At 50.4% G+C, this 22,898-nt stretch carries 12 protein-coding genes; 6 read left to right on the top strand and 6 right to left on the bottom strand.

Annotated elements, in window-relative coordinates; genetic code table 11:
* Positions 1-22 precede the first annotated feature (22 nt).
* The 4 genes from N836_RS67305 to N836_RS67290 all read left to right on the top strand — a co-directional run bounded on the left by N836_RS67305 (position 23) and on the right by N836_RS67290 (position 9,553).
* Entirely contained in the window at positions 23-4,858 is a 4,836-nt protein-coding gene (locus N836_RS67305) for a WD40 repeat domain-containing protein (RefSeq protein ID WP_023076033.1), read from the top strand.
* Positions 4,859-4,981: 123 nt separating this feature from the next.
* Positions 4,982-7,939 carry a glycerol-3-phosphate acyltransferase gene (locus tag N836_RS67300; RefSeq protein ID WP_023076032.1) on the top strand — a complete coding sequence of 986 codons (2,958 nt, stop codon included), beginning with the start codon at positions 4,982-4,984 and terminating at the stop codon, positions 7,937-7,939.
* A 65-nt stretch (positions 7,940-8,004) separates the two neighbouring features.
* A complete protein-coding gene (locus tag N836_RS67295) occupies positions 8,005-8,856 on the top strand; it encodes an alpha/beta hydrolase (RefSeq protein WP_023076031.1) in 852 nt (283 codons plus the stop codon).
* Between the two features lie 58 nt (positions 8,857-8,914).
* Positions 8,915-9,553 carry a transcription activator gene (locus tag N836_RS67290; RefSeq protein WP_023076030.1) on the top strand — a complete coding sequence of 213 codons (639 nt, stop codon included), beginning with the start codon at positions 8,915-8,917 and terminating at the stop codon, positions 9,551-9,553.
* On the opposite strand, the gene N836_RS67285 is transcribed toward N836_RS67290, so the two are convergent.
* The gene (locus N836_RS67285; RefSeq protein WP_023076029.1) at positions 9,523-11,142 is read right to left on the bottom strand and encodes a cyclic peptide export ABC transporter; all 1,620 of its coding nucleotides are present in this window, start codon (positions 11,140-11,142) and stop codon (positions 9,523-9,525) included. The genes N836_RS67290 and N836_RS67285 overlap by 31 nt on opposite strands.
* 102 nt (positions 11,143-11,244) lie before the next feature.
* Here N836_RS67285 and amt point away from each other — a divergent pair, with 102 nt between their 5' ends.
* Positions 11,245-13,470, top strand: a complete 2,226-nt coding sequence (gene amt / locus N836_RS67280; RefSeq protein ID WP_023076027.1) for an ammonium transporter — start codon at positions 11,245-11,247, stop codon at positions 13,468-13,470.
* 20 nt (positions 13,471-13,490) lie between these two features.
* Here the strand turns inward: amt and N836_RS67275 are convergent, their stop codons facing one another.
* From N836_RS67275 to N836_RS67260, 5 genes are all read right to left on the bottom strand, one after another.
* Positions 13,491-13,964, bottom strand: a complete 474-nt coding sequence (locus N836_RS67275) for a hypothetical protein (protein WP_031294158.1) — start codon at positions 13,962-13,964, stop codon at positions 13,491-13,493.
* 428 nt (positions 13,965-14,392) lie between these two features.
* On the bottom strand, positions 14,393-14,848 hold the full coding sequence (locus N836_RS77745) for a hypothetical protein (protein WP_023076025.1): 456 nt from the start codon (positions 14,846-14,848) through the stop codon (positions 14,393-14,395).
* Positions 14,849-14,945: 97 nt separating this feature from the next.
* Complete coding sequence (locus N836_RS67270; protein ID WP_023076024.1) at positions 14,946-16,679, bottom strand: ABC transporter ATP-binding protein; 1,734 nt, start codon at positions 16,677-16,679, stop codon at positions 14,946-14,948.
* Positions 16,680-16,733: 54 nt separating this feature from the next.
* On the bottom strand, positions 16,734-17,954 hold the full coding sequence (locus N836_RS67265) for a lipid-A-disaccharide synthase-related protein (RefSeq protein WP_023076023.1): 1,221 nt from the start codon (positions 17,952-17,954) through the stop codon (positions 16,734-16,736).
* A gap of 283 nt (positions 17,955-18,237) precedes the next feature.
* Positions 18,238-19,815, bottom strand: coding sequence for a choice-of-anchor I family protein (locus N836_RS67260; RefSeq protein ID WP_031294153.1), 1,578 nt, complete (start codon positions 19,813-19,815; stop codon positions 18,238-18,240).
* A 311-nt stretch (positions 19,816-20,126) separates the two neighbouring features.
* Here N836_RS67260 and N836_RS67255 point away from each other — a divergent pair, with 311 nt between their 5' ends.
* A complete protein-coding gene (locus N836_RS67255; RefSeq protein ID WP_023076020.1) occupies positions 20,127-22,850 on the top strand; it encodes a DEAD/DEAH box helicase in 2,724 nt (907 codons plus the stop codon).
* Positions 22,851-22,898: the final 48 nt, after the last annotated feature.

Raw genomic sequence — 22,898 nt, 5'->3', positions numbered from 1 at the left:
GTGGGCTTGCCCACTTGCAACGATGTACCAGGCTGATTTACCCGAAATTGTTCTCCATAACCAAACAGCGCTAAGCAACCTGAAACGAGCGCTGACGCTGGGGCAGGGGCAATTTTCATTAATTTTAGTCCGAGCCAACTATCAGCGGCTAACGCAGTTACTGCTGAAGGATCTGGCTCAAACCCAAACTTTTCATACTGTGGAGCTATCAGCGGCTACCCGGTCTCTGCCAGAGGCCATCGTCAACAGCCAGGCGGCGCTAGAGTCCTCCCCAGCAGCGGTGATGGTGACTGGGTTTGACCAAGTGAAGGCACTGGATGTCGTGTTTAAGGCGGCCAATGTGGGGCGGAATGCGCTGCTGGCTAAGTTTCCCTATCCACTGGTACTGTGGATGACCAACCCAGTTCTGCAAAGCCTGACGCTCTATGCGGCGGATCTTAAAAGTTTTGCAGCAGTTCCGATTCAGGTGGACTATCCGATCCAGTCTTTGATTGAAGCCCTCCATCGGGCGGCTAATGAGATATTTACCTATATTCTAGATAGCCATGATGCTCACTGGCTACATGAAGCCGCTCCGCCGCTCCCCAGTCTGAGTCACCATCTAAAGATTTTGACTGAGCAGGAATTGCCGTTTGCGATCGCAGATCTCAAGCAACATAACGTCCAGCTGGATGGAGCCTTACAAGCCAGCTTAAATTTTCTGCAAGGGCGAGAAGCCCATACCCCTGAGCGCTTGAAAGTAGCCAGAGAGTATTACGAACAAAGCTTAGACTATTGGATACAAACCGATAAAACCGTTGAAGACACCAGCGATCAGCAGGCCGTTTTACTCTTGCATCTGGGTCTTTGGTGGCAGACCCACGGCAAACTCCAACCCTCCACTCAACTTGGATCTTATCGACAGGCCCGGCGCTTTTATGAGCGATTTATCAATACTCTACGACAACAAGAACAATGCGATCGCACAGCCAACTTTATCCACATTCTAGCTGAAATTCTACAAAAATTAGAAGACTGGGATGCCCTCACAGCCGTAGCCAACGAAGGACTGGACCTACATCAAAATGACCCAGTGCGATTAGCCCGTGACTACGGCTATTTAGCAGAAGCAGACCTAGCCAGGGAAAACTGGGTAAATGCCCAGCAATTGGCAACAACGGCCCTCACCCTATTAGCTCAAGCCGTTAAAAGTACTCACCCCTTAGAAACAACCGCTAACGATAGGAGTGCAGGCACAACTCCCGCTGCTCAAATCTCTCCTCAGGCCCTTGTATTCGCCCTCCGATATCGCCAAGGCCGCTATTACTTTCTGCGGGGGCAAGCCAAACTACGCCAGGGCGATGAGACTCTTTTTGACGAGGCTCTTCACGACTTAGAAAACGCCCGTCAAAGAACCGATCCTCGCCACGACTTTCCGTTATATCGCCATATTCTGCAAAACCTGCAGGACCTATATTTTGCCAAAAAACGATATCTAGATGCGTTTGCCACTAAGCAAGAACAACGGCAGGTAGAAAATCTCATGGGACTACGAGCCTTTATTGGCGCTAGTCCCATTCAACCCTATCGAGCTCCATCTGCTAGAGCCGTCAATGAAATTTCAACCGTTGAAATGCGGGCATCAGGTCGACAGCAGGAGATCGAGCATCTGGTCGGTCGCTTAATGCAGCCCCAACACACCCTGGTGATTCTCCATGGTCAATCGGGTGTGGGCAAAAGTTCTCTACTCAGCAGTGGTCTGGTGCCAGCACTCAAGCAAGCTACCTCTGAAGGCCGCACCACCTTACCCCTGCTTGTCCGCACCTACACTAGCTGGGAAATCTCAATTCTCCAAGCACTGCAGCGGGTAACCTCGTCTTTGCCCTCAGCTCCGCCTAACTTCCAAGTCTCTTTTCCCATTACTGGTGAGAGTTTACTTAACCATCTCCGTCAACATGCTCAAAATAACTATCAACAGATTATTATTATCTTTGATCAGTTTGAAGAGTTTTTCTTTGAACAACCTGGTGTAGAACAGCGTCGCTCGCTTTATGCTTTTTTACGAGACTGTCTCAATAGTCCTTATCTCAAAGTCGTGCTGGCCCTCCGTAATGACTACCTGCACTATCTGCTGGAATGGGAACGTCTAGCCAATCTGGATCTGGATATCCTTAGTCGCGATGTGCGCTACTATCTGAGCAATTTCACTCCTAAGGAATGTGAGGCGGTAATTCGACAGCTGACAGATAACGCCCAGTTTTATCTAGAAGAGTCTTTGATTACTGCCCTGGTGAATGATCTCACCGCCGATAATGGAGAAGTGCGCCCAATTGAACTGCAGTTGGTAGGGGCAGAACTACAGCGAGAGAACATTACTACCCTGCGACGCTATGAACAACTGGGGGATGGCCCAATTCGCGCATTGGTACTCAATTTCTTAAACCGGGTAGTTCGGGACTGTGGACCTGAAAACAGTATTCTAGCTCGCACCATTCTTTACTTATTGAGCGATGAAAGCACAATCCGTCCGCTTAAAACCCGTGCCGAATTAGAAGAATCCTTAGAATCCCTGGGTGTGCTGGTGGATCCAGCTCAACTCAGCCTGGTTTTAGAAATCTTGGCCGAATCAGGATTACTGTTTGAGAGTCCAGAGGTGGGTGGGAGAATGCGCTATCAGCTTGCCCATGATTATCTAGCAGATCTGGTAAAACAGCAGGATATGCCAGGATTGATGGCGATGTTACAGGCAGAGCGACGCCGCCGCAAACAAACCGAAACCCAGCTGCGGACAGCCCTACAAGAACAGGCATTGGCCTTAGCCCAAGCAACCGAAGAACGCTATCGGGCTGAAACAGCAGAGATGCAGGCCCTGGCCTCCGTTTCCCAGGCGTTGTTACTCTCCCATGATGGCTTAGGAGCCCTGCTAGAGTCCCTTAAGGGGGCGCAGCAAAGCCAGCTAACACCAGTCTCAGGTTATTTACACAATCAGATTTTATTTCGTCTGTGGCAGGCTCTCCACACTGTGCGTGAGAAGAATCGTATTCACGCCCATCAAGATTGGGTGCTATCGGCCTGCTTTAGTCCCGATGGCCAATATTTAGCGTCCAGCAGCGATGATGGTACCGTGCGGCTCTGGAACTCTCGCGGTAAGTTGTTGCAGGTCTTGACCGGACACCAGGGCAGTGTGCTAGAGGTCGCCTTTAATCAGGATAGTACGCTCATTGGTTCGGCTGGTGATGATTTTAGCGTACGCATCTGGGACATGTCTGGCCAGTGTTTGCAGATTCTCACTGGGCATACGGGGGCCGTCAACAGTGTGGCGTTTAGCCCGACCCAAAAGCTGATTGCATCGGCTAGCAATGACCATACGGTCAAACTATGGAGCCAGGATGGTCAGTGGCTAAAAACCCTCGAAGGTCACCTTGACTGGGTTCGATCGGTGACTTTTAGTAGCGATGGTCAGCACCTGGTTTCTGCTGCAGAAGACGGTACGCTTTGTCTTTGGAATTCTGAAGGCGAGCTGCTAAGAGCAATTAGCAGCCATGCGGGCTGGGTACTTAAAGCTGTGTTTAGCCCCGATGGTCAGCATATTGTTTCGGGGGGAGATGACCATTTGATTAAACTTTGGAGCTTAAATGGTGAACTGCTGCAGTATTTTGAAGGGCATCAAAACTGGATACGAGACCTGTGTTTTAGCCCGGATGGTGCGCGCTTGATATCTGCCAGTGACGACCAGAACATTCATGTGTGGGATTTGGATGGCCAGCTTTTGGATACCCTTAAGGGCCATCGCAGCAGCGTTCTCAGTCTGGGAATTAATCCTCAGGGGACTCAGCTGATCTCCGCCAGTGATGACAACACGATTCGGATCTGGCAATTACAGTCTCGTGATATTCCCAGTCTTTGGGGACACCATGGCATTATTTGGGATTTGTGCTGGCAACCCAACGGGTCTCAACTAGTTTCTGCCGGAGCAGACCAAACCCTCAAAGTTTGGCAGTCTAGTGATGGGCAAAATCATTTGCTCCATAGCATTCACGGTCACGATAGCAGCATTTATAGCGTTGACTGGAGCCCCGACGGGAAGCTGATCGCCTCAGCCAGTGCTGATCACACCGTCAAGCTGTGGACAGCAACCGGTCAGCCTGTGCATACATTTGAGGGACATCACAATGCGGTCTGGGCAGTGAAGTTTAGTCCAGATGGGACTTATCTGGCTTCGGCGGGGAGCGATCGCAACATTCGCCTGTGGTATGCCAACGGTACGCCCATTGGCCAGCTCAGCGGCCATGGCGGCACCGTTTGGACTGTCACCTTTAGCCCCGACGGTCGCTATCTAATCTCAGGTAGCGAAGACGGCACCCTACGACGGTGGGACTTAACCGATCTAGCAGCCAGCGGCATCCCCATCACCAGTACCGTACTGTCAGGCCATACCGGCAGTGTTTGGGCCGTAGCCGTGTCCCCTGACGGTGAGACCATTGCGTCTGCAGGCAGCGATAACACCGTTCGACTGTGGCAAAACGGCGAACTCCTGGATATTCTGCGGGGACACCACGACTGGGTGCGCAGCGTCTCCTTTGGCCTCGGTGGCGATGTGATTGCCTCCGCCAGCGATGATGGCACCATCCGCTTTTGGCAACTGCCAGACGGTCAACTGCTACACACCTTGACCGGGCATCGCGGCATCATCTGGCAGGGAGCTTTCAACAGCTCAGGGGATCACTTGGCCTCAGCCGGAGCCGACGGCCAAATACGCCTCTGGAATCTACAGATGCAGAACCTGATGCGCCAGGGCTGTCGGTGGATCGAGGATTATTTAGCCTACGGGGATCTAAGCGATGGGGAACGGTGGATTTGTGAGGATATTTGGGAATGACGGAGACGATCGCTTTGAATATTGATTTTAGTCAATAACCAATTGCTGACAATGAGATTAAGGATCTGACACAGTTTTGCCGAGGAGTGGTCAGATAGAAGTGATCTTTGACTTCAGCAACCGATGGCACAGGTGTGGGGCGCACTCTTGATTTTTCTGGTTTGCCCGCTGTTGGGGGGCCTACCCTTGACCGGCTGGTGGGTGCAGCTAACCACGGGCAAGCGACTCGCGCAGCTCGGCACGGGCAATATCGGCGTGTCGGCAGCATTTTACCACGGTGGTACGGTGGCTGGAGTGGGAGCCGTTGCCCTCGAAGCATTTAAGGGTATTGGTGCAGTCCTTTTAGCCGACTATTTTTTCCCAGCAGATCCAATTTGGCCAGTGGTAGCGCTGATGGCGTTGGTGATGGGGCGTTACTGGCTGAGCCAAGGGGCAGGGGTAACCAATGTCAGCTGGGGCTTTTTGGCCTATGACCCGGTGGTGGCAATTTTGGGCTGGCTGCTGAGTTTGATTGCCTTTACGGTGCTGCGCGAACGCAAACAAGGGCGTATGTTTGCATTGGTGTTATTGCCCATCCTCACGGGACTCGTCCATAACAATGGTATGCGCGTGGTAGCGGTGGCCTGTTTGATGGGGTTGATTGGCTGGATTTATCAGAAACTGCCAGATGATTTGGAGCTGCCTAGCCAAGGAACACGTATGGAATCACGACGATTATTTCGCTTTTTTCGGGGAGAGTCAGCCCTACAGGCCTTAGATCAGGTGTTAGATGCTGCTGTGGTCGGCAACAAGGCGGCCACCCTGTCTCAGCTCAAGACCTGGGGCTATCCGGTGCCCATGGGCTATGTTCTGCAGGCTGGCGATGATCCCTCAGCATTGTTTACGGTGTGTCAGCCGTCATCTCAGCAGCCAGTGGTGGCACGCTCCTCCGCCGTGGGAGAAGACGGGCTGGGGGCCTCGGCAGCCGGGCAATATGTGTCGGTGACGGATGTGGTTAGTCGAACAGGGTTGGAAAGTGCGATCGCAACCTGCTTCCAAGCCTACAATCACCCCAGCGCCGTACGCTACCGCCAGGACCGGCAACTCCCCGAAGCCGCCATGAATGTGCTGGTACAGCAGCAGGTGAATGGCCTCATCTCTGGCGTTGCCTTTAGCCGCGACCCCATCGCCCGCTGTGGCAATGAGGTGGTAATTGAAGCCCTACCAGGACCAGCCAGCCAGGTAGTTTCCGGGCAAATTACCCCCCGACGCTACCATGTCACCATTACCCCCGAGGATATGCAATCGGGAGAAGATTGGCAGCTATCCGACGCGGTTGAATTACCGATGGAACCTGCGGCAACGGACGTAGAGACATTCCATGGAACGCCCCTACAAATTCGCCACCCCATTCCCGATCGTCTAATTCAACAAATCGCCTACCTCACCCGTCACCTCGAACAACGGTTTGGCGACATTCCCCAAGATGTAGAATGGAGCTATGACGGCCAACAAATATGGGTCTTACAAAGCCGTCCCATCACAACATTAATACCGCTCTGGACCCGAAAAATTGCTGCCGAGGTGATTCCTGGGGTGATTCATCCCCTCACCTGGTCTATTAACCAGCCGCTCACCTGCGGTGTCTGGGGCGATCTATTCACCCTGGTTCTGGGTAAACGGGCCGCCGGTCTGGACTTCTCCCAAACAGCGATGCTGCATCGATCCCATGCCTATTTCAACGCCACCCTGCTGGGGGAGATTTTTATCCGCATGGGGCTGCCCGCTGAAAGTTTAGAGTTTCTGACCCGTGGAGCTAAGTTTAGTCGTCCTCCCCTGGTCTCAACCCTGCGGAATATTCCCGGACTAATTAAACTGGCCACACGGGAATGGAATCTAGCTAAAGACTTTCAGCAAGATTACCAACGATATTTTCAGCCTGGCTTAGATGCCCTCCAATCCCCCTATGACCTGCCGACCGAAGCCATCCAGCAACAGGTAGAAACGATTTTCTCACTGCTCAAGCGGGCGACCTTTTATAACATTCTGGGTCCCCTGGGGTTTGCCCTGTGTCAAGCCATTTTCAAGGTGGATAGCACCCAGCTCAACTATCGCTCTAATCCTGAGATTGCTGCTATTGAGGCCCTCAAAACATTGGCACAACAACAGGCGGATTTACTTGAACAGCTAGAGACTGTTCCTGACGATAGCGAAGCCCTGTTCCAAGCATTGGCACAGCTGCCTCAGAGCAACCAACTGTTTGCACAGTTCGATGAGTTTCTCTCCACCTATGGCCATTTGAGTGAAGTGGCCACCGATATTTCGGTCCCCACCTGGCAGGAACAACCGGCTCCCGTCAAAGCCCTGCTGGCCACCTTCTTAAAACAGCCACCTGCCTCTACCGCGAAGACAAGTGCTACCCAGAACAATTGGAAACAGCGCCAGGTACAAGCGCGACTAGACCTGAAAGGCAAGATTGCAGAAGTGTATAACCGACTGTTAGCCGAGCTGAGAACCTGTTTTCTCGCCTTAGAACGCCATTATCTTGACAATCAAGTGCTGCAACAACCAGGGGATATCTTTTTTCTTACCTGGCCTACAATTAAGACATGGGGTACCTCTTCGGCCCTCACCCTAAATGACACAGGTGATAGCACCATGGAGCAGATTGCCAAACGTCGTCAACAGCGTCAGGCCGATCACCTATGGAAGCCCCCCTATTTGGTCTACGGCAAAGACCCGATTACTTTGTCTACCGCCCCTAGGACACCTCAACAAACTGGACGATTGCTAACAGGTATTGGCGCAAGTCCGGGCACCCTAGAGGGCGAGGTCCAAGTGCTTACCACCCTGGACACCACAGTGCCCATCAACCAAAACACTATTTTGGTGGTGCCATACACCGATGCGGGCTGGGCTCCACTGCTGGCAAACTTAGGGGGTCTGATCGCTGAAGTCGGGGGACAGCTTTCCCACGGTGCCATTGTGGCCAGGGAGTATGGAATTCCAGCGGTGATGGACGTGGCCGATGTCACTCAGCGGTTACACACAGGTCAGCGCGTACGCATTGATGGCCAACAGGGCACGGTTGAAATCTTGTAAAGTGAAAGTCTGTAATATTTCGCAATATTGCAGTTGAGTAGAAAACTGTCGCCAACGTTCCCAGGATGACTATAACTCAAGTGTCTCAGCTAAAGAATAGATTTTGCGGTGCCAATGGGCTATCGCTGTTTTATCAGGCATGGTACCCGGCAGGGACCGCTAAAGCAGTGTTGGCATTGGTACATGGGTTTGGGGAACATTGCGATCGCTACGCCACCGTTACCAACGCCCTGACCGAGGCCGGCTATATCATCTTTGGATTTGACAATCAGGGACACGGGCGCTCTGAAGGCCAGCGAGGCCACATCAACCACTGGCAAGAGTACCGTGATAATGTCAGTGCATTTCTAACCCAGGTGCGACAGCATGAGCCCGATCTTCCCCTATTTGTATTAGGACATAGTTTAGGGGGTCTGATTGTGCTGGATTTCGCCTTAAACGCTCCCCAAGGACTCTCAGGCATTATTATCAGCGGCCCGCCCATCCGACCTGTAGGCATCGCCAAGCCTTACTTAGTGGCTATTGCCCGTGTGTTGTCTGGCATCTGGCCCCGGTTTTCCATGGATGTGGGCGCGGGCGCAGAAACTCTATCCCGCGACCCGGCCATTGTCAATCAGACTGAGGATGATCCCCTCACCCATTCCGTGGCAACCGTACGATGGGGAACAGAGTGTTTGGTTGCGATCGCAGCTGTCCGCCGCAATATTGCTCAGCTGCAGGTGCCCATTTTGCTAGTCCACGGCAGTGCCGACAAAGTCAATGACGTTAAAGGCAGCAAGGAAATTTTTGAGCGCATTCCCGCAGATAAGACCTTAAAAATCTATCCTGGCAGCTACCATGAACCCCACAATGATTTAGACCGCAACCAGGTGATGAACGATATTGTTGAGTGGTTAGACAATCACCTTAGTCACTAACAGCAGTTGTAAACATCCGTTCTCTCTCGATTCACATCTCTGCAATAACGTCCAGCCCATGCCCCTTACCTGCCAAAAACTTCTCTCCAAACACCCCAGCCAGTGGCAAGCCGCTACAGTCCATCCCTTTCTCGCCCAGTGCCAGCAGGGCACCATCCAGCCGGTTCAGTTCAATACCTGGCTAGTACAGGACTATCATTTTGTCATCGAATTTACTCGATTAGCCGCTAGCCTGATCCAAACGGCTCCCGCTTCCCACCTGGATACGTTATTAAGCGGCATCATTGCCCTCAAAGACGAACTCAACTGGTTTCAAGCGAAGGTCACTGAACGTCAGCTCGATCTAAACCAGCCGCTGCAGGCCACCTGTATCACCTACCGTCAGTTTATGCAGAACCTGGCTCAGCAGCCCTATCCCGTTAAAGCTGTTGGTTTTTGGGCGATTGAGCTTGCCTACAACCAGGGTTGGCAGAGCCATAGCCCGATGCCTGAACCCTACACCGAATTTGCTGACCGCTGGGGCAATGCGGCCTTTACCACGTATGTAGAACTGCTGGCTGGTCAAGCAGACAGTGCCCTGCAAGACACAGACGACCCCCTAAAAGCCGAAGCCGAAGCCGTCTTTTTAAGGATTGCCAGCCTGGAAAAAGACTTCTGGCAAATGGCCTATGCCGGGGGAGCATCAGATTCAATGTGACCGTAGTCAAGCTTAATGATGCGGTCGGCCAGGTGGAAATAACGATCATCATGGCTGATCACTAACAAGGTTTTGCCTCGCTGTTTTAGCTCAGCCAATAGTTGAGTATAAAAAATCTCGCGGAAGACAGGATCTTGGTCTGCGGCCCATTCATCAAATAAATAAATGGGCCGGTCTTCTAGATAGGCGCTGAGCAGTGCCAGCCGTTTACGCTGCCCTTGGGAAAGGGCAGTGGTGGAAAGCTGACCATCTTTGACGGCCACTTTTTTGTCCAGTTCTAGGGTTTTTAGATATGTCTGAGTTTGTTGCTCAAAAGCACCATCCATCGGCCTCACCAGCCGCTCAAATAGATAAAAATCTGAAAAGATGGTGGAAAAGTGTTGTCGATACCACTCGCGGTTGGTATCGGTAATTGGGGTACCATCCAGGCATAGTTCACCAGACTCAGGCATATAAAGCCCGGTAATCAGCTTAGCCAGGGTAGATTTACCACTGCCGTTGCCGCCAACAATAAATACCAATTCTCCAGCCTGGAGGGTCAGGTTGATGGGGCCAACAGTAAATCGGTGTGCGGCATCTTCGCTTTGATATGTGTGAACAACTTGTTGCAGTTGTAGGGTTTGCCAGGTTGCGATCGCATTTTGCCGCGTCACTGTTTCCAGTTCAGCATCTCTAGATAATGTTAGCCCCATCTCATCGACTTTTTTAATCGAAACATCCGCATTCGCTAAATTAGGCAGTTGTTCCACCAGGCTTTGAATAGGACCCAGCAAATAAGTCAGAGTCAAAATATAGGCAGGTAAAATTGCCCAAGCCTCAGTAACAACTCGAGGTACAACAAAAATCAATAGTCCTACTAAAACAAAAAACAACAGTTGACCACCACCGCTAGCAACCGCCGCAATTTTTAAAGCTGTCTTTTGATAATGACAAGCAGTTGCCGCACTAGTGGTCAGATCATTTTCCAAGAAGTGATGACGACGACTAGAATGCAGCTTTAACTCTTTGATGCCATCGGTAATCGCGCGAAAGTGTTTTAATAGAAGATCCATTTCCTGACGCACCCGCTTTAAATAGCGATGGGCATAGGATATTAGAGTTTGCACTAAAACAATCGCCATCACCAGAAAAGTAACTACGGCCAGAAATACCCAACCCGACAACCAGCCAAGATAGATTAAGCAGCCGCCAATAATAGCAATGTCAATACAAAGGAATGGAAGAATGAAAACAGTATTCGAAATAGCTTGCACATCTTCCGTCAAAACAGCTAAAAGCTGATTCGGCCCCAGCCGTTCTAGCTGACGTAAAGGTGCCGCCAGAATACGCCGACTCAGACTCAAACGTAGCTGATAAACAGAGTCCTGCGCTAGATCAATTAGCAAGAACTGAGAAAAGCTACTGGAAATGAGAACGAGAATGGTCAACCCAGCAAACGGAGCAATCAATGACTGAGGCGCATTTTGCTGGATAGCCGCATTGATCAAAGCGATCAGTTTTGCACTGCAGCCGCCGCTGATAATACCTGCCAGAATAGCCATGGCAACGCTGACCCAGGAGGCTTTAATCAAAAGCCAGATGATACCCATATGGTTTGGTATAAAACAGTACTCATAGCCATTTTTAGAGGCGATCAGAGTATTGTGGAAATGGCTGTGACAGTTGTGCTTCAAGTTTTTTAAATCATTTCTATGGAATCCAGCTTTGATGTCCTTTGGGTAATCCTCTGTGCCATTCTTGTTAGCACAATGCAGGCTGGATTTTGCTGTTTAGAAAGCGGTTTAGTCCGAGCTAAAAACAGCATCAATGTAGCCATCAAGAACCTGGTTGATTTTTGTATCGCCTCGTTAATTTTCTCATTGATTGCCTTCCGGCTGATGTTTGGGGAAACAGCCTGGGGACTGATAGGCACCCAACTACCGACACCTAATAGTTGGTCTGCAGAAGACTATACATTCTTTTTATTTGAACTGGCCTTTTGCGGCACTGCCACCACGATTGTCTCTGGGGCTGTCGCGGAACGCATGCGCTTTTCAGGCTATTTTTTCACTTCTGTCATTGTGTCTGCTTTGATCTATCCAGTGGTCGGCCACTGGGTATGGGGTGGACTTTGGTTTGAGACAGGCTCCGGCTGGCTAAGAGAGCTACAATTTCATGATTTTGCCGGAGCCACAGTGGTTCATTCTGTTGGCGGTTGGATGGCCTTCTCGTCAATTTTAATCCTGGGTCCCCGTTTGGGACGATTTAACCCAAACCCTCGACCAATCAATGGCCATAACCTCCCCACCGCAGTGCTTGGGGTTTTTCTACTCTGGTTTGGCTGGTTTGGATTTAATGGCGGCAGCGGTCTGGCCTTTGATGATCAGGTACCCAGAATTTTAGTAAATACAGCCGAGGGAGGTGCAGCAGGGGGGTTCACGGCTCTAGTCACAACCTGGATATTGCATAAGCGCCCCAAGGTTCCTGTCATTATGAATGGCGTAATCGGTGGCCTGGTATCCGTTACAGCTGGATGCGATGTCCTATGGTCCTTCGGGGCAATTTCTGCGGGCAGCATCGGCGGCTTGTTGTGTACCTTCTCCACACAGTGGCTAAATCATTTTCAAATCGATGATGCTGTTGGCGTTGTGCCAGCCCATTTAGTCTGCGGTATTTGGGGCACGTTGACAGTAGCTTTATTTGGTGATCCCCAGCTGTGGGCAGCTAACTATACTTTTTTAGAAAAGCTTGGCATCCAAGCTCTAGGCATCAGTGTTACTGGACTCTATGCATTTGTCAGCAGCTACGCATTACTCAAGTTAATAGACTACTTTTATCCACTACGAGTCACCCCCGAACAAGAATATGTCGGTCTCAATATTTCCGAACATAATGCCAGCACGGCTACTCAAGCATTAATTACTAGCATGAATAACCATTCGCTGCGGGGTGACTTTACGCAGCTAGTGGTGATAGAACCTGGCACTGATGTCGCGCCAATTGCCAATCACTACAATCAGGTGTTGACCAAAATGAATCAGATTCAGGCAGATCTAAATGCTAGTCAGGACCGTCTGTTGACCATTATTAATTCACCAGCCTTTCCTGTGGTGATCAGCACCCCTCACTCTGGGATTATTCAATTTATCAACCAACGTGCTGCAGAACTATTTGGATTTACCCTACAGGAAACTGGACGCTATCGAGAAACCGATTTTTGGCATGACTTAACTGAGAGAGATGCTTTCTTGATAGAAGTCAATACGCGCAAGCGTGTGCATAGCTTTGAAACTTGTCTGCGCAATATCAATGGCACCAGCTTTTGGTCTCTCATTTCTGGCTTAGAAATGCACTATGACAATCAAGCCTGTGTATTGTTTTCATTTAGCGATATTTCTACCCAAATTGAACGAGAAACAACCCTACGCAAACTAGCGAGCATTGATCCGCTCACTGGGATCTACAATCGACGGGCGTTTTTAGAACAGGCGAACAAATCACTCTCTCTTGCTAAACGACAAAACTGGCCAGTGGTCATTTTGATGATCGACATCGACCATTTTAAGAGTATTAACGATCAATTTGGTCATGCCAAAGGTGACCTGGTGATTCGGTCAGTTGCCAAAACATGTTCGTCTCTATTGCGGGAACATGATGTTGTCGGTCGTTTTGGAGGAGAAGAGTTTGTAGTTCTTTTAAGTAACACCTCTCTCCACAAAACTAAAACCATTGCTGAAAGGCTCAGACAACAGGTAGAGCAGTTGTGGATTGTGAATGAACCTAGTCAGATGCAGGTAACGGTCAGCATTGGCATTGCTGACATGCAGCCAGATGAGAGTTTAGAGGCGACATTAAAACGGTCAGATCGGGCCCTGTATCAGGCAAAGGCACAGGGCCGCAATCGTGTGGAATACTGGCATCAAACCACTCAGGATTAAATAAGTGGTTTGATTGTTAACTATCGACTACCACCACCCGGAGTTCTAATTACCGCTGTACCCAAGGGCACTTCAGCACCTAGATTAGGATAGGTACCGTAGACTCGATAGGGCACATCAATGCCGGCATTAATGGTGCCGCGTACTCGAGAGTTTTTCATAACGATACGAATGGTCTCGTCAGCGGGTATTGGCTCTGCAAAGGTCAATGTAAACTCCTCGAAACCATAGTTGATAGCAGGTTCAACAGCTTTACCCCCTACAAAAATTTCTAGGCCATCTAGCTCATGAAAGGTAATGCATTGGACACGTACACGCTGTAAGGGATCGCCTTCGACCGACACTTCAAAGTAGTGATCTTGACCACTTCTGAGTACTCCAGCATTGGATACACTAGCAGCAGTAAATATGGCATTGGCGGCAGGAGCCATCACCATCACTGCAGTAGATGTCATCGCCAGGGCTACTAATCCATTCAGTAGTAATTTTTTCACGGGTTACTCCTTTCGGATTGATGTTAGGAACAGCACGTTTGTGCCTTAGGCAGAACAATAGCGGGCTCGTCCAGCGGAAGTTTGAGGAGGCGCTGAGAAGTCGGTGAGTGAGCTACAAGAATTGGCTGATAGAGTCTCCGGAGCTTTTGAGAGATGTATTATGCAGAATTAAAGCTAATTTCAGAGAATTTAATCAGCGGTTCTGCAAGGTGTAGCTCATACAAATCTCTCCTCTGCTAGAAATATGGGTAACCAATCATGCAATAAAAATTTTCGCAAATGTGATGCACAACAAATGGCGCAACGACTATCGCCTCTATGGCTGTATAGCCCTCCAGGCATTGCTACGCTTTAGCGTGTAATGCACCAGCTCCTGATTCTAGACCCAGGCTCTGACTGAGCACCACCACCGAGCCTCTGGCTCATTTCTACAACCGCCACACCAACATGCTGATGACGTCGTCCGGCTCTGGTCCCAGGATCAGCCGATTGTCAGGTACTTCAATCAGGGGACTCCACTGGCTGGTTTCTACGTACCGGAGATTGTGCAGCAGATGGATAGTTTGGCGGATGTGGCTGGGGTGACCGAGCAGGATATGGCGAATGGAGCTGCCTGGGGGCAGACTGCTGGAAAAGTCGGCAGGTAGACTGAGCGGCATACCCGTTGGGGGTGCCTGGTTTGAGAAGGTCATAGGGGCGTTTTCCTTTGTGGGTGTTTCACCACGAGACGACAGGGAGGAAAGCCCCCAAAAAGTTAGCCACTGTATACATGCCAGAATCTGTAGGTTGGCGTTGAGCTTGCGAAACCCAACACCCCCGCCAATTGATATCGCGATCGCAATTTCTGAACGGTAAATGTAGGAATGCACACCATGCATTTTCATTAATTTTCATTGGGAGATTTTGGCAAGTCGGGTTTCATAAATTCAACTCGACCTACATCACTCCGTCCCCTGAGCGGAGCCGAAGGGGACGTTTGACTCACTGCTTAAACTGCTGCGCATAAAACTGTTCGTATCGTCCACGTTTTTCTAACAGCTCAAAATGGGTGCCAGCTTCAGCAATTTGACCATTCTCAATAAACAAAATTCGATCTGCTTTACGCACAGTGCTAAGACGATGGGCAATCACAAACACGGTACGATTCTCCATGGCTCGCTCTAGCGCTTCTTGCACCAGGGCTTCTGACTCAGAATCAAGGGCGGAGGTGGCTTCATCTAAAATCAAAATGCGGGGATTTAGTAAGATGGCGCGTGCGATCGCAATTCGTTGACGCTGCCCTCCCGATAGATTCACACCCCGCTCTCCCACCCAAGTATGGTAACCCTGGGCAAACTGCAGAATGAAATCATGGGCATTGGCAATCCGGGCAGCGGATTGAATCGCATCATAATCTAAGTCAGTTTGCCCATAAGCAATATTCTGAGCAATCGTACCCGAAAACAACGTTGTCTCCTGGGGAACAACACCAATTTGACGCCGTAAGCTCCGCAACGTCACATTTCGCACATCTATACCATCGACTAAGATCTCTCCTGCTTGCGGATCATAAAATCTTGCCAACAGGTTAACCAACGTTGTTTTACCAGCTCCCGATGGCCCCACTAAAGCCACCACATCTCCAGGATGAACAAAGAGCGAAAGATGCTGAAATACCGGCTTCCCTAAAGCATAGGCAAAATCAATATCGCGATATTCAACCTTGCCGGTAATCGGTGGCAACACTTGGGCATCTGGCCGCTCGCCCAAACTGGGCTCTTCCGCAAACAGCTCAAATACGCGCTCGGCAGAAGCTTCGGTTTGCTTAAAAGCATTGTAATGTTGAGTCACCAGATTAATCGGGTCAATCAATAGCGCCACAGCAACTAAAAAGCTGACAAACTCTCGTGGTTGTAAGTTACCTAGGGCAATTTGCCAACCGCCCAGCAAAAATAAAAACATAATGCTGACTGCTTCCAAAAAGCCCACTACGGGATATTGAATCGCCGTCAGATGCTCAGTACGATACTTGGCAGTGCGGTTTTCATCAGCCACTTTGCTAAAGCGACCCACTTCATACTCATCAGCAGCAAATGCCTTAACCACACGAATGTTGCCCAATACCTCTGTTAACAAAGAAGAGAGATTAGAGATTTCATTTTGGCTGCGACGAGAGAGGGCCAACATACGATTACCAAAACTACCAATCAACCAGGCCATCAGTGGCGCAATCAAAAAGCCTGCCAGGGTCAGAGGCCAGTTCAGGTAAAACATATAGATCGGAATCGCAATTAGCTGAAAGACGCAGGAGATAAATTGCTGCGACATTTTGTAGATCACTTCGCCAATGCGATCAATATCTTCTGTAAGACGATAGGAGAGATCGCCCGTCTTCGCTGAGGCAAAATAATCAATGCTCAACCTGTGCAAGTGGGCATAGACTTTTTTCCTGAGTTCTAGCACCGCTGCCAAAGAGGCCCGAATTGAAAAAACTTTTTCAGCATATTGGAATAGGTTTTGCACCAGAAATGTCAGGGTGGTTAGCCCTAACCATCTGGCAATGTTCGGGACGTTACCCTGGCTAATATAAAAAGTCACCTGACCTGCCAAATAGGGCAGCATCACAGTCGTCAAGACATAGCCAACAATAAATACAAACGACCAGCCAAATAGAGGCCACTGGGGCTTGAGAAAAGGCAACAGTTGCCAATAAACTGAGCGTTGTTGTTGGGCCATAATATGGTTCACTCAAAAATCAAAATACTACAGTACGAAGCTGTTTTACGCGTTCTAAACTGGGTGGCTGAGAACAGCTTCGGTGTCAAGTTTTTCCAGGGCACTGAGGACAACCTTGGCAATACGATAGGATGCACCAAAGGGGCCAAATCGCTGTTGTCCATTAGCAACACAAGCTTGCAAATAGGCTTTATCCTGGATTGTTTTTACAGCACACTGGGCGGCTTCTTTAAGAATGGCGGGGGTGGCTGGCTCAGTTCCAATTGTTTTGACGGAGAGACCCAGCAGTCGCTCTTGGGCTTCAGCAAATGCATAGGTAAACTGAGGGCCTTCACCAGGAATTTGCAGGATCGGTTTACCAATAGCCATGGCCTGGTCAACAGCTAAACCGGCCATACCTAAAACAAGATCTGTTTGGCAAACAATATCGCTAAAGGCGTCGCTATAGCATAGGACTTTGGCGATGGCTTCACCCTGGGCTGGATAGGTGAGCCCCCCTTGGTCATAATGCCAGCCCAGCTCAGTTGCAACTGTTTCAAGAGCGGCCATCACATCGGGGACCAGGGCGGCTCGAAACTGAACTTGAGCATTCAGACGGGCAATTTCTACTGCCAAACCCAACAGTAGTTTGAGATTACGCATGGCTTCGGGCACACGGGAACCGGGCAAAAGTGCCATCATCGGTCGATCTGGATCTAGCTGCAGGTCTTTACCTTTTGGTTTGAGCCGATCTAGAGAGGGAATACCACCAAACTGGGCTTTGGCAAATCCTTGTTTTTGATAGTCCTGGGCTGTGTAGGCATCCCGAGAGAACAGCACTAAACAACGGGGAGACTTGAGCACGGCTTTAAGGATCATGTCAAGTTTAAGCGTGCCCTCATACATAGCCGAGAGCGATGAGGTGAATGAGATAAAGGGTTTACCGCTGATATAAGCAAAACACTGCCCCACGACATCACCTGTGGCAAACACTAAATCACAGCTGGGGGCATAGTGCCGTACTGCTTGAATTTGACGCCATGTGGAGGTGAGTAAGCCTGCCCGAATATCACTGAGCAGTCGCAGACGATTGGTATAGGTGAACCCTCCCGACGGCAGGGTTAATGTCGGTGAGACAATGGGGACATTGATATTGCGATAGGCGTGGCCCTGCCCGACGATAGGAATAGCGGCAATATCTAACTCTGGTGCTAACTCCCACAGGCTGCGAATTATGTGGGAAGAGTGGTTATCTTCTCCGTGACCGTTACTAATAAATAGGAGTTTATGCGGCATGGGTAGACGGCTGTTTACCAGAGCTGAAGGACAGTGAGTAGTGAGTGGTGCGCAGCGTACTGACTACTCACAGCCCTAACCTTATTTTTTGGCTTTGACGCTGCACCAGATAAAGATTTAGCTGAGTCCATAGTACAGCCTGGAGACCATTTGGCAGTCTGTTGAGGCCGATCAAGAGATTGTCAAACATCACTGCTGCTAGACGGTCGGAATTAGAAAAGCTGCTTGATGACATCATCAAGCAGCTCAGGTTGTAGTCGTTATAGTCAGGGTCTATGGCAGCTTAGACAGCTCGCTTGCGCTTCATGCCGAACAAAGCAGCGGCTCCACCCAACAAACCGAGAATTGCGCTGGGCTCGGGGACGGGCTGATACACCGAGAAGGTATTGCTTTCTTCGTTAGTGAGCACTAGCAAAGGTGCATCAATTGGGCTATCTTCGGCACTAATGTACAGCAAACCTTCAGGGCTAATGTCACCGCTAAAGCTGGGTTCATAGGTGACAAAGGTAGGAGCATTTGGATCGGTCACGTCGTACACCATGACACCACCGGAACGCTCTAGACCAATAAAGGCAATGGTCCGCCCGTCAACAACGCCGATGGTGACGCCTTCAGGTTCGGGGCCTTTGTCGTCACTGCGGTCGTCAAACTCGTCGGGATCGCCATCGTTGATGTTAAACACTTCGGCAAAATCAGCGGCAATGATTTGCTCAAAGTCATCACCGCTATCAAACACCAGGTTACCTTCAGCATCCCAGATGGAGAAGGAGCGGGCACCATAGCTGTAGATTTGGTCGGTGTCGCCATCGCCATCAGTATCACCCAGGGTTGTGGTGGTTTTGAGACGGCCTAGGTTTTCAGCGGCCTGTAGCTCAGCTGCATTGGGATAGGCGGTTGGGTCCAGGGTCAGGTCCTCGACGCGAACTTCTTCTGAAAAACCGTCGTAGTCGCGGGCGTCCCCTTCGTTAGCGGTGACGACATAGGTTTCGCCATCGACGGTGTAGGTTGCGATCGCATCCGGCTGATACATCCCCAAAACCGGATGGGTCTGAATATTGATACCACCGTCCTCGTTGCTAGCATCAAAGCCATTGCCGTCAAGGCTATGGTCCTTAAAGCCCAGACTCTTTACCCCAGTGAACAACTCCGTTTCCAGATCTAAAATACCCAGGGCATTATTCTCCTGAATCGCCACATAGGCCGTAGAACCATCAGCAGAAACAGCAATATATTCAGGCTCAAGATCCTGCTCAGGGGTAGCGCCAGGGCCAAAGACACGCACGTCAGGATCGATCGGCACACCAGCAAATCCAACGGTATTCACCGTGCCATCGGCCACATCTATAATGCTGACCGACCCCTCAGGGTCTACGGTGTAGTCATCGCTGGGTTCCCCCTCATTGGCCACTAAGACCTTGCTGCCATCCGGGGTGAACGTGAGCATGTCAGGCAGAGCACCTACCTCAAAACTAATCTGGAAGTCACCCTGGGCATCAAAGAAGGCAACAATGCCATTATCCTGAGCCGTCTCAGCTTCGATAGCTGCTGCCAAAATACCGTTACTAAACGCCACACTATTGACGCCACCCCCCATAAACCCGCCAATATTCGACGGATTGGTTAGATCAATAGAACTAACAAAGCTAGGTGAGATCGGATCAACTAGATTAAAAATCTCAATCGTGTCACCCGTGGTGATGAACAAGTTATCGCTATCAGGATCAAATGCCGAGATTTCCGCTCCACCTTCTACCTCAGCCCCCCCTAACCGACTGAGGGTAAACGCAGATGCAGGTGTCGTCAGCGCACCAGTCAAAACAATCGCTGGAACCATAGCTCCCAGCGTGTATCTAAGTGTCATAGTGTCGTTTTCTAAGTGAACTGCACAACCGAATACAAGCCGTAGCACCCTGGCAGAGACGCCTCGGGACAGCCAGGGCACGGATCGATTTCCGACAGTGATTTAGCCTGACGGTAAAATAATTCATGAAATCAGAGATTAAGGGATGGTAAAGCCTCCGAAGCCGTTTAAGGAGTCTTTACACAGCCTTATCAAGGCTTCATCTTCCATCTCATCGCCGCTCCTTTGCAGGGTTAATTCCCCAACAGCCTCACTCCTCTGGCACAATGAGGTGGTCAAACCCCTAAGTTCACGAAAGGTCCCTCCAGGTTTTGGTTTTAACGCCTGAAAAATTATTTCCGTTTCAGCTCGATCCATTTCAAATCGAGGCCATTAATGCGCTCAACCAAGGAAACTCCGTAGTTGTCTGCGCTCCCACCGGGTCCGGTAAGACCTTAGTGGGCGAATATGCTATCTATCGGGCACTCCACACCCACAGCCGCGTGTTTTATACGACGCCGCTCAAAGCCCTTTCCAATCAAAAGCTGCGGGACTTTCGTAATTTGTTTGGCCAGGATCAAGTCGGCCTCCTCACCGGTGATATCTCCATCAACCGCGATGCTCCCATCCTGGTGATGACCACTGAGATTTTTCGAAATATGCTCTACGGCACCACCATGGGAGAAGTGGGAGATGCTGTGCAGGACGTGCAAACGGTGGTTTTAGACGAATGCCACTATATGAATGATCGCCAGCGCGGCACCGTCTGGGAGGAATCTATTATTTACTGTCCCCCAGAGATTCAACTGGTGGGACTCTCAGCGACGGTGGCGAATGGGGACCAGCTTAACGACTGGATTACTAAAATCCATGGCCCCAGCCAGCTGATTTATTCGGACTTTCGGCCTGTCCCCCTGAACATCCACTTTGCAACGGGTAAGGGCATTTTTCCACTACTGAATAGGAAAAAGACAGCGCTCCACGACCGGCTCAAAAAGCAACGGAAACCCCCACGCCAACAAAAAGGGCAAAAGAAAAAAGGTCTTGCCGCCACCAATGCATTTGTTGTCACGCAGCTGCAGCAGAAGGATATGCTGCCAGCTATTTTCTTTATTTTTAGCCGCAAGGGATGTGACAAGGCCGTACAGAGCATTAGTAATCTGTCCCTGGTCAATCCGGCCGAGGCACTGGAACTTAAATACCGCATTGATGGATTTTTGAGGGTTAATCCTGAAGCGGCCCGAGCTGGCCAGGTTGATCCTCTGTACCATGGGATTGCCGCTCACCATGCTGGTTTATTACCTGCTTGGAAAGGGCTGGTGGAAGAATTATTCCAGGCCGGGTTAATCAAAGTTGTTTTTGCCACGGAAACCCTGGCAGCAGGCATCAACATGCCTGCCCGCACCACGGTCATTTCCAGTTTGTCAAAGCGCACCGACAGTGGTCATCGGTTGCTCCATGCCTCAGAGTTTTTGCAGATGGCCGGGCGAGCCGGGCGACGCGGTATGGATGTGGAAGGGCACGTTGTAACTGTAGAAACTCCGTTTGAGGGGGCTAAGGAAGCTGGCTATTTGGCCCTGGCTAAACCCGATCCGCTGGTCAGTCAGTTCACGCCGAGCTATGGCATGGTGCTTAATCTGCTCCAGACCCATACCCTTGAGGAAACTCGCGATCTGGTTGAGCGCAGTTTTGGTCAATATTTGTCCACGCTACATCTCACCCCCCAACAGCAGGCCATCAACGATGTAGAGCACACGATTACGCTAATCCGTGAACAGCTATCGGCGGCTGGAGAGCATCACGTTGCAGAATATGCCAAACTGCGAGAACGCCTGCGGGAAGAACGGCGTTTGCTGAAAATTTTGGACAAGCAAGCTACGGAAACGTTGACCGGCGATTTGCAAACAGTGGTCAACTTTGCCGTTGCGGGTACAGTGCTATCGCTCAAAGGCAAACATATTCCTGTCGCCAACCCCATACCCGCTGTGCTGGTTAGTAAACGACAAGGTCCAGGAAAAGTGACCTACCTGGTATGCCTAACCCATGACAATCAATGGATCATGGCAGCGCCCCGCGACGTCTTTGCTCTTTATGAAAAGTACGATCGCATCGCCGCTGTAGATCCTCTGGTGCCGCCGGAGACTCTGACCATGAAAGCGGGCAACAAATGTGCGGGCGATGAAACCAGCACCGCAATTGCTGAGAGCATCCCCACAGAACTGCCCACCCTAGATGAGCTGGCCCCCGAGGTTAAAGAACAGCGCGATCGCATGCTCTCGGTGGAAACCAAGTTAGACAATCATCCGCTCAATCAATTTGGTAAACCCAAGTCTTTTCTAAAAAAGCAACAGCGGCTTAAAACCCTAGAAACTGAGCTCAGCGATCGCCAAACAAAGTACAACCAATACGCTAGCCGCTATTGGCAAGAGTTTCTCAATTTGATGGCCATTCTGGAAAGCTTTGGTGGCCTCGAAAATGATCAGCCAACCAACTTTGGCAAAATGGCCGCAGCTATTCGCGGTGAGAATGAACTATGGCTGGCATTAGCCCTGGGCTCCGGTGAGTTTGACCATCTGCCGCCGCACCAGTTTGCTGCCGCCTGTGCCGCCATCGTCACCGAAATCACTCGCCCCGACACTTGGACCCACTATCGCACCTCTAACCCGGTCATAGAAGCACTTGAGAGTCTGCGGTCTACGCGGCGTCAGCTATTTCAACAGCAGCGACGGTATCAGGTCACCCTGCCAGTGTCATTAGAATGGAACTTAGTCGCCCTGGTAGAAGCCTGGGCCTTAGAAACTGACTGGCATGAACTTTGCCAAAATACCAGCCTGGATGAAGGGGATGTAGTGCGTATTCTGCGGCGCACCCTGGATATCTTGTCTCAAATCCCTCACACTCCGTTCTTGTCCAATACCATCAAGTCCACTGCTCGTCAGGCCGCTCACCTGATTAATCGCTTCCCGGTTAATGAAGCAGGTGATATCTCAACTGCTGCCAACGAAGACGCTACAGACAATATTGATATTGAACAAATTGATGCTGAAGCAGAATAGCTAACCACCAGGGTAGGCACACCCTACCCGTCAGCCTTGCCCATTGCC

The sequence above is a fragment of the Leptolyngbya sp. Heron Island J genome (assembly GCF_000482245.1).
Taxonomy (GTDB): domain Bacteria; phylum Cyanobacteriota; class Cyanobacteriia; order Phormidesmidales; family Phormidesmidaceae; genus Leptothoe.
Note: the sequence above shows the minus strand (reverse complement) of the source record. Positions and strands in the feature narration are given on the sequence as shown.